General features: G+C 62.3%; 14 protein-coding genes. 4 read left to right on the top strand and 10 right to left on the bottom strand.

Annotated features, from left to right (window positions below; genetic code table 11):
* Window positions 1–41 precede the first annotated feature (41 nt).
* Complete coding sequence (tagQ, locus tag PBDP_RS29240) at window positions 42–983, top strand: type VI secretion system-associated lipoprotein TagQ (protein ID WP_109752733.1); 942 nt, start codon at window positions 42–44, stop codon at window positions 981–983.
* An 872-nt stretch (window positions 984–1,855) separates the two neighbouring features.
* On the opposite strand, the gene PBDP_RS29235 is transcribed toward tagQ, so the two are convergent.
* Window positions 1,856–2,239 (bottom strand): DUF6124 family protein, encoded by a 384-nt coding sequence (locus tag PBDP_RS29235; RefSeq protein ID WP_212801620.1) that lies wholly within the window; start codon window positions 2,237–2,239, stop codon window positions 1,856–1,858.
* A 526-nt stretch (window positions 2,240–2,765) separates the two neighbouring features.
* Here PBDP_RS29235 and PBDP_RS29230 point away from each other — a divergent pair.
* Window positions 2,766–3,149: a helicase gene (locus PBDP_RS29230; RefSeq protein ID WP_109752731.1), complete on the top strand. Its 384-nt coding sequence runs from the start codon at window positions 2,766–2,768 to the stop codon at window positions 3,147–3,149.
* 171 nt (window positions 3,150–3,320) lie between these two features.
* Here the strand turns inward: PBDP_RS29230 and PBDP_RS29225 are convergent, their stop codons facing one another.
* The 6 genes from PBDP_RS29225 to exbB all read right to left on the bottom strand — a co-directional run bounded on the left by PBDP_RS29225 (window position 3,321) and on the right by exbB (window position 10,144).
* Entirely contained in the window at window positions 3,321–4,718 is a 1,398-nt protein-coding gene (locus PBDP_RS29225; RefSeq protein WP_109752730.1) for an aminoacyl-tRNA deacylase and HDOD domain-containing protein, read from the bottom strand.
* 79 nt (window positions 4,719–4,797) lie between these two features.
* Window positions 4,798–6,873: an ATP-dependent DNA helicase RecG gene (gene recG, locus PBDP_RS29220; RefSeq protein ID WP_109752729.1), complete on the bottom strand. Its 2,076-nt coding sequence runs from the start codon at window positions 6,871–6,873 to the stop codon at window positions 4,798–4,800.
* A gap of 9 nt (window positions 6,874–6,882) precedes the next feature.
* Entirely contained in the window at window positions 6,883–7,803 is a 921-nt protein-coding gene (locus tag PBDP_RS29215; protein WP_109752728.1) for a hydrogen peroxide-inducible genes activator, read from the bottom strand.
* A 182-nt stretch (window positions 7,804–7,985) separates the two neighbouring features.
* Window positions 7,986–8,741, bottom strand: coding sequence for an energy transducer TonB (locus PBDP_RS29210; protein ID WP_109752727.1), 756 nt, complete (start codon window positions 8,739–8,741; stop codon window positions 7,986–7,988).
* Window positions 8,738–9,166, bottom strand: a complete 429-nt coding sequence (gene exbD, locus PBDP_RS29205; RefSeq protein ID WP_163856170.1) for a TonB system transport protein ExbD — start codon at window positions 9,164–9,166, stop codon at window positions 8,738–8,740. The genes PBDP_RS29210 and exbD overlap by 4 nt, the downstream gene beginning before the upstream one ends.
* A 6-nt stretch (window positions 9,167–9,172) precedes the next feature.
* Window positions 9,173–10,144, bottom strand: a complete 972-nt coding sequence (gene exbB, locus PBDP_RS29200; protein ID WP_163856171.1) for a tonB-system energizer ExbB — start codon at window positions 10,142–10,144, stop codon at window positions 9,173–9,175.
* 188 nt (window positions 10,145–10,332) lie between these two features.
* Between exbB and PBDP_RS29195 the strand changes: the two genes are divergently transcribed.
* The gene (locus PBDP_RS29195; protein ID WP_116833746.1) at window positions 10,333–11,190 is read left to right on the top strand and encodes an SDR family oxidoreductase; all 858 of its coding nucleotides are present in this window, start codon (window positions 10,333–10,335) and stop codon (window positions 11,188–11,190) included.
* 248 nt (window positions 11,191–11,438) lie between these two features.
* Window positions 11,439–12,338: a DMT family transporter gene (locus PBDP_RS29190; protein WP_109752723.1), complete on the top strand. Its 900-nt coding sequence runs from the start codon at window positions 11,439–11,441 to the stop codon at window positions 12,336–12,338.
* Window positions 12,339–12,389: 51 nt separating this feature from the next.
* Here PBDP_RS29190 and PBDP_RS29185 read toward each other — a convergent pair whose 3' ends face one another.
* Genes PBDP_RS29185 through spoT form a run of 3 tightly spaced genes read right to left on the bottom strand, consistent with a single transcriptional unit; the run spans window position 12,390 to window position 15,709 of the window.
* Window positions 12,390–13,130: a hypothetical protein gene (locus PBDP_RS29185; protein WP_109752722.1), complete on the bottom strand. Its 741-nt coding sequence runs from the start codon at window positions 13,128–13,130 to the stop codon at window positions 12,390–12,392.
* Between the two features lie 55 nt (window positions 13,131–13,185).
* The gene (gene ridA, locus PBDP_RS29180; protein WP_014340863.1) at window positions 13,186–13,566 is read right to left on the bottom strand and encodes a deaminase RidA; all 381 of its coding nucleotides are present in this window, start codon (window positions 13,564–13,566) and stop codon (window positions 13,186–13,188) included.
* A gap of 37 nt (window positions 13,567–13,603) precedes the next feature.
* The gene (spoT, locus tag PBDP_RS29175; protein ID WP_109752721.1) at window positions 13,604–15,709 is read right to left on the bottom strand and encodes a bifunctional GTP diphosphokinase/guanosine-3',5'-bis pyrophosphate 3'-pyrophosphohydrolase; all 2,106 of its coding nucleotides are present in this window, start codon (window positions 15,707–15,709) and stop codon (window positions 13,604–13,606) included.
* Between the last annotated feature and the right edge of the window lie 39 nt (window positions 15,710–15,748).

Here is a 15,748-nt window from a genome sequence, read left to right as displayed (position 1 = left end):
GCCGAGCTGAGCTGGTCAAAACTTAAAACGAGAACACAACTATGCTTTTCTCCCGTAAACCTTTTGCTTCGGGTTCCAAGCGTCATTTGCTGATGGTCGCTGTCGGCTTCAGTACCGTACTGACCGGCTGCGCCACGTCGCCGACCTCCAAGGTCGCCTCGAGCACCAAGGTCGAGTACTACCCTAACTGCTACGAGCCGGTGCAGCACCTGCGCTCCACCGAAGGCAACATGACCAAGTCCGTGGTCACCGGCGCAGCCGTCGGCGCGGTGGGTGGTGCGCTGCTGGGCGTTCTGACCGCCGACAAGGAAGATCGTGGTCGCAACGCCGCCATCGGTGCTGCTGGCGGCGCCCTGGCCGGTGGTGCAGCCGGTTACTACACCGAGCGTCAGAAGCAGATCGCCGATGACAACCAGCGCATCGCGTCCTACGCCGCCGACGTCAACAAGAGCGTCTCCGACATCGACCGTAGCACCGCCTACGCCCGGACTTCGCAGCAGTGCTACCAGAATGCGTTCAGCAAACTGGTTGCCGATCGCAAGGCCAAGACCGTCAACGACACTGAAGGTCGCAAGCGCCTGGCGGAAATCGTCGCTGGCCTGAAAGAGTCGAACGACCTGATCGTTGCGGTCAACGGTAAAGCTTCCGAAGACTTGAACAATTACACCCAGGCCTATGAGAAAGATCTGCAGCAAGTGGGTGTGCAGCGTACTGACGTGGTGACTGTGGCTACTGCTGACACTACGCCGGTCGTGGCTCCGACCAGCACCAAGAAAAAGAACAAGAACGTACAACCGGCGAAGAAGAAAGACCTGCCGACTGTGCCTAAGGAAGCGGTGACCACCGAGAAGACCCTGCAGACCGCCAAGGCCAAGCAGGATGAAAGCAAGCAGGTCGCCAGCGCGGGTACCACTCAGGTCAACAGCATGTGCAAGAACCCGGACCTGGGCGATTGGGCGCCGGTTCCTTGCCCGAATGTTTGATTGAGTGACTGTGGCTGATCATTGATCAGCCGCCAAAACCTGTGGGAGCGAGTTTGCTCGCGATAGCGTTGGTTCAGTTGGCCTTGATGTCGACTGACACTCCGCCATCGCGAGCAGGCTCGCTCCCACTTTTGTTTTGTGCTGGCTGAAATATCTGTGCCATCTCCTCAATCCCCTGTGGGAGCAAAGCTTGCTCGCGAGGCGGCCTTAAAGCCGGCCTGTCTCTCCCGGTTGTACTTCGATCAAACTGTGGGAGCGAGCCTGCTCGCGATGGCGGCCTGACAGCCGGCCAGGATTTTGTTGACCGGGTACATATCCATTGCTGCGGTAACGGCGGCTGGCGGTTACGCCCTTACGGCGTGTCACTTTTGGCAAACGCCCCAAAAGTAACCAAAAGGTCTTGCCCCACCACTCGGCACCTCGCCTAGGCTCGGTGTGCCCTCACTCCGGCATTGCTCCGTGGGCCCGCCGCGAAGGGCCATCCATGGCCCAGCGCGGCTATCCCGGCATCCATGCCGGGATGCCCACTCCGCAATACCTGCGTTCGGCCATCGTGGTTAACGGGGCGCCGAAATCAACGTCCACCGCGAGGCGGCCTGATAGCCGGCCTGGCTCTTGTGGGGTGTACACCCATCAGACTTGTTTGAGCTGGACCTGTGGGAGCAAAGCTTGCTCGCGAGGCGGCCTGATAGCCGGCCTGGCTCTTGTGGGGTGTACACCCATCAGACCTGTTTGAGCTGGACCTGTGGGAGCAAAGCTTGCTCGCGAGGCGGCCTTACAGCCGACCTGTTTTTCCCGGATGTACCCCGATCCATTTGTGGGAGCGAGCCTGCTCGCGATGGCGTCGGCTCAGCCTGCCTCAATGCAAAGCTCTACCCGTTGGCGCCAGGCGTCGCCGTTTCCTTTGCTTCCAAATGATCCAACGCCCGCTCAACCAACAACTGCACCCCATCGGCCATGCGGCTGATTGCCAGGGCGACGCAGCGGCGTGAGTCATCCACGTCGTCAGCCAGGTCGGCGGCGATGGTGCTGATTGATTGCAGGTCTTCGGAGGCGTTGGCCAGCAGGGTTTCGGTGTCGATGTGAGGGGAGACGATGAATAGTTGGTTTTTGTCGGGTTCAGGTGGGGAGGAGGGCTGGGGCTTGAGGTAGTAGTCGAGGGCGCGGGTGGCGGCGTCTTCGAGCTTTTTTTCTTCCTGCGCTTCGACGCGGGATTTGTGGCCGCTTTGCGGGGGATTCGGAGTTGCTTTGAACATAATGAAGCTTCCTGGAAGTGGAGCCGGCACCCTCCGATTGCACGTCGAAAAATAGGTGGCAGCTGTACGTAGGTGTGCAAGACCGGTCCAGGAACCCGGCAGACCCGAAAGTCTCCCACGCGCAGCCGCCATAACAGTCGGCGAGCATAAAAAAATGCTCGGCGAATAGCCATAACGAATGCGTTCCTAGATCGGACTTGCACGTCCGTGTCACCGTTTTTTGCGATGACGAACAAAGGTTAGCGGCGCTCGAAAACGCTGCCTAGTTCATGAACAGCCCGGCGTGTTGAAGGAAATGTCCGAGGGTTTGGCGGGGAAAAAGGGTCAAAAGATCGCAGCCTTCGACAGCTCCTACGGAAATTGATGTAGGAGCTGCCGAAGGCTGCGATCTTTTTATTTTTTCGTGACTTGGCGGTCATCTTTCGCGAAAACAGGCTTATCTTCCGCTAAAGCGATCCGATGATGGCATCCCGCCGAAGAATCGCTAAACTGCCAGTCATTGTTCTTTTCTCACGAGGCGGTGCCCATGAAATTTCGTTTTCTGTTGTGGATGCTGGGGTTGTTGATGGGCAAGGCCAGCAGGACCAATCCGGCGTTCCAGCAGCAGTTGGGCGATAAGGAACTGGTGTTTCAACTGCAAACCCTGGACGGCAAGGTCGCCCGGCATTTCACCGTGAAAAACCAGCGCATCACCAGCCGGTCCGGCACTTACCCGGAGCCTGCCTTCGCCATCGCCTTCAAGGACGCCGCCTATGGCTTCGCCACGATGCAGGCCAAGAACAAGCAACTGGCGTTCATGACGGGGATTCAGGACAAGTCGATCCAGATCAAGGGCAACCCGGCGTTGGTGATCTGGTTTCAGGGGCTGACCAAGTATTTGAAGCCGAAGAAGGCGAAAGCGAAGGTTTGAGCGGTTGCTGATATCTGTGGCGAGGGGATTTATCCCCGTTGGGCTGCGAAGCAGCCCTGAAACCTGCTATCCCGGTTATGCAGGCTCACCACAGTCAGTCTTTTGAGCCTGCTTCGCAGTCCAGCGGGGATAAATCCCCTCGCCACAAAGCTCAGTTGCCTGCATCAGCGGTCAGTGGCTGAACTGCGAAGCCAGTTCCCGCAACAACACTTCAGCCTCGAGCACTTTGCTGACCACGTCATTGACCTTGTCCCGAGACAGGCCTACGCGTTCGAGCAGTGCATCGGGGATTTCCTCGTCCGGGCCGGAGCCGATACCGCGCGAGCGCAGCAGGCGCACGGCCAGGCACACCAGGTTCGGGTAGGCGGCGTATTCGCCGTCGTAGTGCGGGTCGTGCTGGAAGCGCAGGGCGGTGGCCAGTTCGTCGGGCATGTCCCAGTAGCGCATCAGCCAGGCGCCGATCTGCTCGCGACTGATGCCCAGCAGGTGCTGTTCCACGTAGCTGTGGCACAGGTGCGGGTTGACTTCCAGGTGTCGGCAGATCAACGAGAAGTGCGGTGGGAAGACGTGGGCCAGCAGCAAATAGCCGAAGTTGTGCAGCAGGCCGGACAGGTAGGTCAGGCCGCCTTCCGGGCGCTGGGCGCGGGGCATGGCGCGGGTCAGGCCTTCGATGACGGCGGCGGTGTAGATCGACTGGTGCCAGTACGGCGTGGTGTGTTGCGGGTGGTCCTTGGGCAGGCTCAGGGTCTTGCCCAGGGCCAGGCCCAGCGCCAGGTTGATCACCAGGTCGAAGCCCAGGACGCGGACGATGGCGTCTTCTACCGAGCGAATCTTGCCGGGCGAGGCGTAGTAAGGCGATGCGGCCCAGCTCACCACTTGCGCGGCCAGGGCCGGGTCGGTTTCCACGACACCGGTGATGTCGTCGATGGTGGCGTCGGGGTCTACCCGCAGTTTGATGATTTTTTGCGCGGTTTCAGCCAGCGGCGGGATCTCGATGGTTTCTTCCAGCCGTTGCTGGATACGCCGGGCGGTGAATGCCTGCACAGCCTGGGTGATTTCCGCGCGGTCGTCGTGCGGGCGGTCCAGGTTGGGGGTGATGTTGCTCACGGCTTCGCCGAATGTCGCGGCGCTGGCCTTGGTGAGCATGGTCTTGAACGCTTCGCTGGTGACTTCCAGCAGCAGGCCCGGCTCCCCCGAATTGATCAACAGCTTTGGTTCGCGCAGCAGGCTTTCTTCGTACAGGCACGGCGAGCTGGTCAGTGCCGGCAGGCCGGGCAGCAGGCTCAGGCTGTGTTTGCCGAGCATGCGCTCCAGGCGTTCGGTCGGCACCGCCGTGAGCTTGCGGCCGGTGAGTTCGGCCAGGCGATTGAGGTCCAGCAGCTGGCTTTGCGGAAACAGCACCATGAGCGCGCCAACGGCATCGTGCAGCAACACTGCCTGCACTTTGCGGGCGGGGTTGAGGCCGGGGCGTTCGAGCACTTCGTCAAAGCCGATGCCTAATTTCTCGAGCAGCAGCCGAATAACAGACGGAGCGTGCGGGGATTCGGGGACGAGGGCAGCTTCTGTCATGGTCTGTATCCGTTTTCCTACAAGTTGGTCAGTATAACCAGCTTGTCCAGTACGCGCGTCCGGAAAACTGAGCGCGTGCTCACACTTGGCCGTATTGCTGCCCATGACGCAGCCAGCGATCCAGCAGCGGGCTGACGTGGTCGGGCCAGCGTTCCAGTAGCGCCTGGGCGGCGTCGCGTACGGCAGGGAGCAGATCGGCGTCGCGCATCAGGTCGGCTACCTTGAATTGAAGCAGACCGGTCTGGCGTGTGCCGAGCATTTCACCGGGGCCGCGCAATTCGAGGTCTTTTTCGGCGATGACGAAGCCGTCGTTGGTTTCGCGCATGATGCCCAGCCGCTGCCGACCGATCTGCGACAGTGGCGGGTGATACAGCAGCACGCAATGGCTGGCGGCGCTGCCCCGACCGACGCGGCCGCGCAACTGGTGCAACTGCGCCAGGCCCAGGCGCTCGGGGTTCTCGATGATCATCAAGCTGGCGTTGGGCACGTCCACGCCCACCTCGATCACCGTGGTGGCGACCAGCAGTTGCAGGGCGCCGGCCTTGAATTCAGCCATGACGGCGGCTTTCTCGGCGGGTTTCATGCGCCCGTGGATCAGCCCGACCTTCAACTCGCCGAGGGCGGCGGTGAGGTCTTCATAGGTGGTTTCAGCGGCCTGGCAGGTCAGTTCTTCCGACTCTTCGATCAGCGTACACACCCAATAGGCCTGGCGCCCTTCGGCGCAGGCGCTGCGTACGCGCTCGATCACTTCGACCCGCCGGGTATCGGTGACCAATACGGTATTGACCGGCGTGCGGCCCGGCGGTAGTTCGTCGAGGATCGAGGTGTCGAGGTCGGCGTAGGCGCTCATGGCCAGGGTTCGCGGGATCGGCGTGGCGGTCATGATCAACTGATGTGGACACATCCGGCCGCCCACGCCTTTCTGCCGCAGGGCCAGGCGCTGTTGCACGCCAAAACGGTGCTGTTCGTCGATGATCACCAGGGCCAGGTTCTTGAACTGCACTTCGTCCTGGAACAGCGCATGAGTACCGACCACCATGGGTGCGCCTTCAGCGATCTGTGCCAGGGCGGCTGCGCGATTCTTGCCCTTGAGCTTGCCGGCCAGCCAGGCGACTTCGATACCCAGCGGTTCGAGCCAGCGTTGGAAGGTGATGAAATGTTGTTCGGCGAGAATCTCGGTGGGCGCCATCAACGCCACCTGGTAACCCGCCTCCAGAGCCTGGAGCGCGGCGAGGGCGGCGACCACGGTCTTGCCGGCGCCGACATCGCCCTGGATCAGCCGCAGCATGGGCTCGGGCTGGCTCAGGTCGTAGGCGATTTCGTTGCCGACCCGCTGTTGGGCGCCCGTGGGGGTGAAACCGAGGTTGGCCAGGTAGCGAGCCGGCAGATCCTGGGCCTTGGGCATGGCCGGGGCGCGCAGGGAGCGCAGGCTTTCCCGTAGGCGCTGCTGCGACAGCTGGTGGGTCAGTAGTTCTTCGAACGCCAGGCGATGCTGGGCCCAGTGATGGCCGAGGGCGAGCTCGTCCACGTCGGCATCGGCGGGCGGGTGGTGCAGATAGCGGATCGCATCGGCCAACGGCGCCAGTTGATAATCCCGGGCCAGCTCCGTGGGCAGCCAGTCGGGCAGGCTGCTGGGGCCGAGCAGGGTCAGGGTTTGCTGGCAGAGCTGGCGCAGGCGTTGTTGAGTCAGGCCTTCGGTGAGCGGATAGACCGGGGTCAGGGTCTCGTCCACCGGTGGCGGCTCGTCGCCGGTGATGCTGCGGTATTCCGGATGATAGATCTCCAGCCCCGAGGCACCGGGTCGCGCCTCGCCGTAGCAGCGCACGCGGGTGCCGCGCTTGAGACCTTCCTTTTGTGCATTGCTGAAGTGGTAGAAGCGCAGGCTGAGACCGCCGGTGCCGTCCTGCAGGCGCACCACCAGGCTGCGGCGCCGGCCCATGACCACATCGGCGCCGCTGACGGTGCCTTCGATCACCGCGTCCTGCCCTGGCCGCAAATGGCCGATGGGCACCACGCGGGTGCGGTCCTGGTAACGCAGGGGCAGGTGGAACAACACGTCCTGGAGATTTTCCAGGCCGACCTTGGCCAGTTTCTCGGCCATGGCTTCACCGACACCCTTGAGTGCCGTGACCGGCACTTTCGACAGCTCAGTCATGGCCGTGGCTTACTTGCCAGCGGGCGGCTTGGCCACAGAGCACAGGCGAATCGAGTCCGCGAGGATCTCGATGGCCTTGGGCCGTGGGAAACTGGCGCGCCAGGCGATGGCCACAGTGCGGAATGGCGCCGGTGGCGTCAGCGGGCGGACTTCGATCACGCCGGGGGCATAGTGATGACTGTCCACCGCCGACAACGGCAGGATCGAAATGCCCAGGCCCGAGGCGACCATGTGACGGATGGTTTCCAGGGAGCTGGACTCCACCGTGGTGTGCTTGGCGCCTTCGCCGCCCTTGGTCAGGGTCGGGCAGGCTTCGAGCACCTGGTCGCGGAAGCAGTGGCCTTCGCCCAGCAGCAGCAGGCTCTTGTCGTTGAGCAGGGCGGCGTCGATGTTCTTTTTCTGAGTCCAGGGGTGCTGGGCCGGCATCAGGACGTAGAACGGCTCGTCGTAGAGCGGCAGGGTCAGGACGTCGGCTTCGTTGAACGGCAGGGCGATGATGATCGCGTCCAGCTCGCCGTTGCGCAGCTTGTCACGCAGCACATGGGTGAAGTTTTCTTCGATGTACAACGGCATCTGCGGGGCAACCCGGTGCAGTTGCGGGATCAGGTGCGGGAACAGGTACGGGCCGACGGTGTAGATCGCGCCGACTTTCAGCGGGGCGGTCAGTTGGTTCTTGCCGGCCTGGGCCAGTTCGCGAATACCCTGGGCCTGCTCCAGGACCTTTTGTGCCTGGGCGACGATGCCTTCGCCCACGGGGGTCAGGCGCACGGCGCTTTTGCTGCGCTCGAAAATCAGCACACCGAGTTCGTCTTCAAGCTTTTTCACACCCACCGACAGCGTCGGCTGGCTGACATGGCAACGCTCGGCCGCATGGCCGAAATGCTGCTCTTGGGCGAGGGTCACGATGTAGCGTAATTCTGTGAGGGTCATGGCGAGCGTCCGTGAAGTTGCGAGCCAAGCATACCGGCTGCAATCGATAGACGCACGTTATCAGACTGGGGGCGCGGTGTGACACTGTCTAATGCGTATTACCTGTGGGAGCGAGCTTTGCTCCCACAGGTAATACCTTTGTCCTCGATTGCCAGCCCTATTGCAGGGGCTGGTAATCGAGATCAACGCCGGCGCTTGTCGATGGAGTACACGAACGGTGCCGTCAGTTCGATGGTGCCGTTGGTCAGCAGTTCCGCCGGCGGCTTGGGCAGCGGTTGGGCTTTGCGGATCATTTCCAGGGTGGCCCGGTCGAGCAAGTCGGTGCCGGAGCTGCCCACCAGTTCGAATGACAGCACGTTGCCTTCGGCGTCCACCACGAAACGCAGGCGGTTGGTGCCTTCCTTGTTCATCTGCTGGGCCCTGGGCGGGTACTTCTTGTACTTGCCCAGGTGCGCCAACAGCGTGCCTTGCCAATTAGCCTTGGCAGCCGATTGCGCAGGCGACGGGCCAGGCGCCGGTTGCGCGGACTTCTCGGCCAGTGACTGAGTCGGCGGGGTGTCGCTGGGCTTCTGCTCCGACGGCTGTTCCTTCGGCGGCTCGGGCTTTTTCTCCACCGGTTTGGGCTTGGGCGGTTGCGGCTTGGGCTTGGGCTTGACCGGCTTGGGCACGGAAATCTCCGGCTTCGGCGCTTCGGCCAGCTTGGGCAGCGGCAATTCTTCGACCGGCTCGGGAGGTTGTGGCGGTGTGACGACTTTCGGCGGTGCCGGCGGTGGCGGGGCCGGCACTGGCGCCAGCTCGACCATCATCGCCTGGGGAGGCAATTCAATGGGCGGGCGCGAGGTCCAGTTCAGCGCCAGGGCGATGGCGAGCGCATGCACGCCCAGCACCACCACCAGGCTACCGCTGTAGCGCGTCAGCTTTTGGCGCATCGTGATCATTTCTGCCGCGCCGTCTCGAGTCCGACCAGGCCGACCTTCAGGTAGCCGGCGCTGCGCAGCGTGTCCATCACGCTCATCAGGTCGCCGTAGTCCACGCCTTTATCGGCCTGGAAGAAGATCGTCGTGTCTTTCTTGCCTTGGGTCCTGGCGTCGAGGGTCGCGCCGAGGGTTTCGGCCTTGACCTCGTCTTCGCCCAGGAACAGGCGCTGGTCGGCCTTGACGCTGAGGAACACCGGTTTTTCCGGCCGTGGCGAGGGCTTGGCCGTCGATGCCGGCAGGTCAACCTTGATGTCCACGGTGGCGAGCGGGGCGGCGACCATGAAGATAATCAACAGCACCAGCATCACGTCGATGAACGGCGTGACGTTGATTTCGTGGTTTTCGGCCAGATCGTCGTCTGCGCCTTCTTTCAAATGCAGGCCCATGGCCGATTACCCCACTTTCACCATGTGCGGTTGCGAGCCGCGCTCGGGCGGCAGGTGGTCGAGGTCGCGGCTGACCAGCAACAGGACTTCGGCCGAGGCGTCGGAAACCTGGGCCTTGTAGCCGGCAATGGAGCGGGCGAAGACGTTGTAGATGACCACGGCCGGGATCGCCGCGACCAGGCCCAATGCCGTTGCCAGCAGGGCTTCGGCGATGCCGGGCGCGACGACGGCGAGGTTGGTGGTCTGGGTCTTGGCGATGCCGATGAAGCTGTTCATGATGCCCCACACGGTGCCGAACAGGCCGACGAACGGCGCGGTGGAGCCGATGGTGGCGAGCACCCCGGTGCCGCTGCTCATGTTTCGACCGCAAGCGGCAACCAGGCGCTCTAGGCGGAAGCTCACGCGCTCCTTGATGCCTTCTTTCTCACGGCTGTTGGCCGACAGGCGCATCTCTTCGAGCGCGTCATGTACCAACAGGTTGGCGAGAGTGCCTTCCTTCGCGGCGGTGGCGCTGGCTTCCTTGAGGGTGGTGGCTTTTTTCAGGGCGGCGATTTCACCGCGCAAGCGACGCTTGGCCCCCAGCAGCTCGAAGCCTTTGGCAATCCAGATGGTCCAGGTGATGATCGAGGCGATGGCCAGGCCAATCATCACGATTTTCACGATGATGTCGGCGTTCTTGTACATGCCCCATGGCGACAGGTCATGGGCCATGCCCAGGGAGTTGTCGGCTTCGAGCACTTCAGGTGCATCGGCCTCGACGGCCTGGGCCGGGTCGGTGGCGACAGGCGTCGCAACGGGAGCGGCCGGGTCGGCAGGCGTCTGTACCGCCGCCGGCGCGGTGGCCGGGTTCGTGGCAGGTGTCTGTGCATCGGCGAAGGCGGCGGTGGGAGCCAGCAGCAGGCTGAACAGCAGGGCGGCTACCGTGCTCCAGGCACGAGGTCGATTGGTTGGCGAAGCGGGGGATAGAGAGCGTTTCATGCTGGCCGGACCTGAGAGGAAAAAGAAGGTTGATGTTCTTCCAGGCCTCGTGGGCCGAGAACAAAAGTGGTGGGCATTATTGCAATTAATTCTTGTTAACAAAAGTAATACAGTTACTTTTTTTGTCGCATGGCTAGCCGCTCGTCCCCTGCGAAGGCTAGTCTGAGGCTTTGCCAGAGGAGTTCTTGATGTCCGCGCCTTCTGTTTTGATCGCCGGCTGCGGTGATATCGGCGGCCGCCTGGCCAGCCAGTTAGTGGCCGAACACTGGCAGGTCCATGGTCTGCGGCGTACGGTTTCGAGCCTGCCTACTGGCGTCATCGGGGTGGCGGGGGATTTGTTCAGCGAGCAATGCCCCGACGACTGGCCCACGGGGTCGCTGGATTACCTGGTGTACAGCGCCGCGGCCACCGACCATGACGAAGCGGGCTATCGCGCGGCTTACGTCGAAGGTTTGCAGCATGTGTTGGGTTGGTTGAAGCAGCACGGCCAGCGGCCCAAGCGTCTGCTTTTTGTGTCCAGCAGCAGTGTTTATGGGCAGCAGCAGGGCGAATGGGTGGATGAAACCTCGCCAACTGTCGCTGGCGGTTACTCCGGTCGGCTGATGCTCGAAGCCGAGCAAGTGGCGCTGGACAGCGGCATCCCGGCCAGCCGCGTGCGCCTGACCGGCATCTACGGCCCGGGACGTGAATGGCTGTTGAGCCAGGTGCGTCAGGGCTATAGCGTGGTGGAAGATCCGCCCCTGTACGCCAACCGCATCCACGCCGACGACGCGGCGGGGCTGCTGGCCTTCCTGCTGGAGGCCGATCGCCAGGGCAAAGCCCTGGAAGACTGCTATATCGGCGTCGACGACGCTCCCGCCGCGCTGGCCGACGTGGTGGGCTGGTTGCGTGAATACCTGGGCGTTACCCAATGGGCCGAAAACGCCAGCGTCCGCCGCGCCGGCAGCAAGCGCTGCAGCAACGCCCGGGCGAAGGCCTTGGGCTGGACGCCGCGTTATCCGAGTTTTCGCGAGGGGTATGCGGCGATTCTCGAAGGGCGCTGCTGACACGGGCCCGCTCGGCGTGTGCTCGATGATGTGGTTCGGCGCCAAGGGCTAGTCCTCTATGGGCTCTTGCCGTCCTGAGTACTTTCCAGGCCTTGACTTGGTTCATCGAGCTCGCCGAGCATTATCCGTTGCTTGCCAAAACCAAGAGTGATCTGCAGGCCACCCGCAACCGTTTCAGTCATCTTTTGCGTCGTCGATGTGGGCCAACATCCTATCGAACGACCTAGCAGCGACAAGGACCGTCATCAATGCAAGCCAGTTTCAGCAAAGGCGTTATCTTTGCACTCTCCGCCGCCGCACTTAACGCCACGATAGGCGTGCTCAGCAAAGTGCTCATGAGCAATGGTTTCACCGCCAGCAGTGTCGCCGTCATAAAGACCGTCCTGGGTTGTCTGCTGCTCTCGGCCTTGCTGCTGTTTATCAAGCGTCCGGCGACGAGGGCCAAATGGACCCAGGCGGCGATCTGCGCGTTTCTCGGTATCTTTGTGCTGTTCCACTTCGAAACGGCTGCCTATCGGCATTACGCTGCGGCGGGTGTAGTCGTGATGCTGATGGCCAGTGCTTCCATTTCCTCGATTGTGCTCGGACGCATAATCCTCAAGGATGCGATCACCGCGAACTCCACTGTGGGTGCCGCCTTGGCGATCGCCGGAATCGCGGTGATCTTTGGTGCCGATCTGCGGCAGGGCTTCACGCTCCAAGGCGTTGCGCTCGCGTCCATGGCGGGCTGCGGCTATGGGGCGTTTTCGGTAGCCATGAAACGGATGGGCGTGTCCGGTGGGCTGCACTTCACTCGTCAGTTGCTGTTCTTCGGCAGTCTGTACTTGCTGATGCCGGCTTCGGCCGACGGCTTCGTGATCGGTGAGCTGTCGCCCTGGGCGATTGCCGCATTGCTGGCGCTGGCCGCGCTGCCAACTATCCTCGGCTTTTTCTGCACCACCAAGGCAATCGAGTACCTCAAGCCATCCCAGGTGCAAGCCTTGGAGCTGACCGAGCCGCTGTTCGCCGCACTGCTGGCATTTGTTGTGCTCAATGAAGTGCCGCGCGAAAGCCTGTACCCGGGTGCACTACTGATCATCATTGGGCTGTGTTTCTCCAATGAGCTGATCCGTCTGGGTAGAAAAAAACCTGTTCCGTCTCGCGCGTGAACCTTTGCCGGGAGGGGGCGCTCGTACAGTTATTTCAAAGCGCCCTATCTCTTACTGCTTTTCCAGCAACCACTGCCGAGTGCCCGGCGTGAACGAAGGCATTTCATCGGCCAGCGCCGCGTTGACGGTCTGGAAGATTTCCAGCTTCTTGCCATCGCGGGCGAAGATCCAGGTGTTGCCCTGGCCGTTCTGTTGCAACCAGATGTTGTCGTTGCCACCGCTCATGGAGGCGCAATCGCCGGCCAGGCACAAGGCGTAGCGATCGGCACCCGGCAGGCCGCTGACCCGGCCGTCGGGTTGGAATTGCACGCTGGCGCCTTGGCCGGGGCCGTTGACGATGTTCCAGGTGCCACCGAGGTAGGCGGCATACAGCGCGCGCTCGAAACTGGCGCCGATTGGCGCGCCTTCCGGCACCTGGATTGTCGCGCGGTCGAACACTTGCTGTGGCTCGTTCTCGGTGGCGGCCTGGCTCAACTGGTTGCCGTCACGCTTGAGTTCGCTGGCGGAGCTGCCGTAGAAATCGACTTTCCACGCGCCGTCTTCTTCGCCCAGCAATTTGCCTTCGACGTTTTCAAAACCGTTGGTGTAGCGCGCCTGACCGGCCCGGGTGTTGACGTCCCATTCCAGGTTCGGGCCATAGCCCTGCAGCGCTTCGCGAAGCGGGCCGCCCTTGGCGGCGGCGTCGATGGCTGCCTGGTTGATCCAGGTGCCGCTGATGTCACGGTCGGCTGGGTCGCTGGCGCAGCCGCCCAGAAGCAGGGCTGCCAGCGAGAGAGCAAGCGCTTTGCGCATGGTGGAATCCTTTCAAGACGAAAACGGCGCAGCGGGAGACGCTGCGCCGGCCTTATTACTCGATGACCAGGATGGCATCCATCTCAACCTGCGCACCCTTTGGCAGGGCTGCCACGCCGATGGCGGCACGGGCAGGGTAAGGTTGGTCGAAGTACTTGCCCATGATCTCGTTGACCTTGGCGAAGTGGCTCAGGTCGGTGAGGAAGATATTGAGCTTGACGATGTCCTTGAACGAACCGCCAGCAGCCTCGGCCACGGCCTTGAGGTTTTCGAATACCTGCACGGTCTGGGCTTCGAAGCCTTCCACCAGCTCCATGGTTTTCGGGTCCAGCGGGATCTGGCCCGACATGTACACGGTGTTACCGGCCTTGATCGCCTGGGAATAGGTGCCGATGGCGGCTGGGGCCTTGTCGCTGGTGATAACGGTCTTGGTCATTGATGACTCCTTGTAAGCAATAGGCCTGTACGCGACGCTATGCGCGCATCCGGGTGATGCGGATGACGCCGGTCAGGGCACGCAGTTTCTTGATCACGCGGGCCAGGTGCACACGGTCGTGCACGCTGACCACCAATTGAACGACGCTGATGCGGCCATCGCGCTCGTCCATGCTGATTTTTTCGATGTTGCCGTCGGCGGCGTTGACGCTGCTGGCCAGCAGGGCGATCAGGCCGCGCTGGTGTTCCAGCTCGACCCGCAGCTCGACGTTGAATTCGCCGGTGACATCCTTGGCCCAGGAGAGCTGGATGCATTTTTCCGGGTTGTGGCGGATTTCGCTGATGTTGCGGCAGTTGTCCAGGTGCACCACCATCCCTTTGCCGGCAGACAGGTGGCCGACAATCGGGTCGCCCGGGATCGGCGTGCAACACTTGGCATAGCTGAGCACCAGGCCTTCGGTGCCGCGAATCGCCAGCGGGCCTTCGGGGCTTGGCAACTGTTCGCCCTCGCCGAGCAGGCGGCGGGCGACGACATAGGCCATGCGATTGCCCAGGCCGATGTCTTCCAGCAGGTCTTCGATCAGTTCGAGGCGGTATTCGTGGAGCATCGCTTGCACGCGCTCGGCCGGGATCTTGTCCAGCGCGCTGTCGAAACCGTTCAGCACTTTGTTCAGCAGGCGCTCGCCAAGGCTGATGGATTCGGAGCGGCGTTGCAGTTTCAAGGCATGGCGGATGTGTGTGCGGGCTTTGCCGGTGACCACGAAATTGAGCCACGCCGGGTTCGGCCGGGCGCCGGGCGCGCTGACGATTTCCACCGTGGAGCCGCTTTGCAGCGGTTCGGACAACGGCGCCAGGCGGCGGTTGATCCGGCACGCGATGCAGCTGTTGCCGACGTCGGTGTGTACCGCATAGGCAAAGTCCACGGCGGTGGAGCCTTTGGGCAGCTCCATGATCCGGCCCTTGGGCGTGAAGACGTAGACCTCGTCCGGGAACAGGTCGATCTTCACGCTCTCGATGAACTCCAGGGAATTGCCGGCCCGCTGCTGCATTTCCAGCACGCCCTTGACCCATTGCCGGGCGCGGGCGTGGGTGCTCTTGGGCTGTTCGTCACCGCTGGATTTGTAGAGCCAGTGGGCGGCGATGCCGTTGTTGGCCATTTCTTCCATTTCACGGGTGCGGATCTGGATTTCGATCGGTACGCCGTGCATGCCGAACAGCGTGGTGTGCAGCGACTGATAGCCGTTGGCCTTGGGAATTGCGATGTAGTCCTTGAAGCGCCCCGGCAACGGTTTGTACAAATTATGCACAGCGCCGAGTACGCGGTAGCAGGTATCGACCTTGTCGACGATGATCCGGAACGCATAGACATCCATGATCTCGTTGAAGGCCCGACGCTTGCCGCGCATTTTCTTGTAGATGCCGTAGAGGTGTTTCTGCCGCCCGCTGACTTCGCCTTCGATGCCGTCGATGGCCAGGCAGTGGCTCAGGGACTCTTCGATCTTGTTGACGATTTCCTTGCGGTTGCCCCGGGCGCGCTTGACGGCCTGGTTGATCCGCGCCGAACGCATCGGGTGCATGGCCTTGAAACCGAGGTCTTCGAACTCGATGCGGATCGCATGCATGCCCAGGCGATTGGCGATGGGCGCATAGATTTCCAGGGTTTCCTTGGCAATGCGCCGGCGTTTTTCGCCGGAGAGGACTTCCAGGGTGCGCATGTTGTGCAGGCGGTCGGCGAGCTTGACCAGGATCACGCGGATGTCGCGCGCCATGGCCATGGCCATTTTCTGGAAGTTCTCGGCCTGGGCCTCGGCCTTGGTCTCGAAGTTCATCTGGGTCAGTTTGCTGACCCCGTCGACCAGTTCGGCCACGGTTTCGCCGAACTGCGCTTGCAGCGCTTCCTTGGCAATGCCGGTGTCTTCGATCACGTCATGCAGCATCGCCGCCATCAGGCTCTGATGGTCCATGTGCATGTCGGCAAGAATGTTCGCCACCGCAAGCGGATGCGTGACGTACGCCTCGCCGCTGCGGCGGCGCTGGCCGTCGTGGGCTTGTTCGGCGTAGAAGTAGGCTCGGCGGACCAGATTGACCTGGTCCGTGCCGAGGTAGGCCGATAAGCGATCGGCGAGGGCGTCTATGCTCGGCATGATGATGACTCCTGCCGTTTGCTGTGACCCCGCGCCGTG

Source organism: Pseudomonas sp. St290 (assembly GCF_018325805.1).
Lineage (GTDB): Bacteria > Pseudomonadota > Gammaproteobacteria > Pseudomonadales > Pseudomonadaceae > Aquipseudomonas > Aquipseudomonas bijieensis.
This window is presented reverse-complemented; position numbering and strand designations above follow the sequence as displayed.